1 protein-coding gene is annotated in these 903 nt (G+C 76.1%); it reads right to left on the bottom strand.

Annotated features, from left to right (window positions below; all coding sequences use genetic code 11):
* Positions 1 to 132 precede the first annotated feature (132 nt).
* Positions 133 to 903: heparinase II/III domain-containing protein (locus AC1MIR_RS09360; RefSeq protein WP_480027899.1), on the bottom strand; the 771-nt coding region annotated here is incomplete at its 5' end.

A 903-nucleotide genomic window follows, 5' to 3' on the forward strand; every position in this document is an offset into this window, starting at 1 on the left:
CGTGTAGGCGCGGTCCGGCGCATAAGGAAACACGTCGCCCGGACCGAAGATGTGGCAATGCGTGTCGCAGGCGCCCGGCGGCGGCCGGTAGCGCGGCGTGGTCGGGGGCCGGGGCCGGCCCCCGACCGCGCCCTACGCCTCCGCCGCCCCTCCATTCGCCGGGGCCGGCAGGCTCACGCGGCTGATCGCCCATTGGATGCTGCCGGCGCCGGCTTCCGCATGCAGGGCCACCTGCTGGCTGCGGCGGGGCTCGGCGGCCAGGTGGATGCTCTCCTCGATGGCCACGCGCGCGCCCATGGCGCGCAGCCGCCCGCCCACGCCGGAGGGCTGGCGCAGCAGCACCCCCGCCTCGTCCTGCTGCTGGCTGGCGACGACCGCGGGATGCAGGTGGAAGCGCACGGTGAAACCCGGCACCTGCACCTCGCGCTCCGGCTCCAGCACGTCCTCGCCGCGCAGGTCGTCGCCGGATTCGGAGAGGTAGAGGCGACGACGATGGCGCAGGCCGAACTGCTTCACCCAGCCGTCATGCGCGGCTTCCAGCCATTGCGCGCCGTTGGATTCCTGCCGGTCGGCCTCCACGCTCTCCACGCGGCGGCCGAGGCCTTCCGGGCGCAGCTCGCTGGAATTGGTGTCGGCCAGCACCAGGGTGGAATGGGCGGCGGTGGCGCGCAGCGCGTCGCGCCATTCGCCCTCGGCGGCCGGGGCCGCGCCGCAATTCACGATCAGCCGGCCGCGGCCCACCGACATCTCGACGCTGCGCGTGCCGGCAGGGGCGAAGCGGGCGGCGCCGCGCGGCAGGCCGCCCGGCGCGGCTTCCCGCCGTCCGGCGGGCGGCGCGCCGCAATCGACCAGCACCAGGGTGCGGCTGGCGGCCAGGCGGTGGAAGCCGGCATCGGGCAGCGC

The sequence above is a fragment of the Falsiroseomonas sp. RANM36 genome (genome assembly GCF_056682175.1).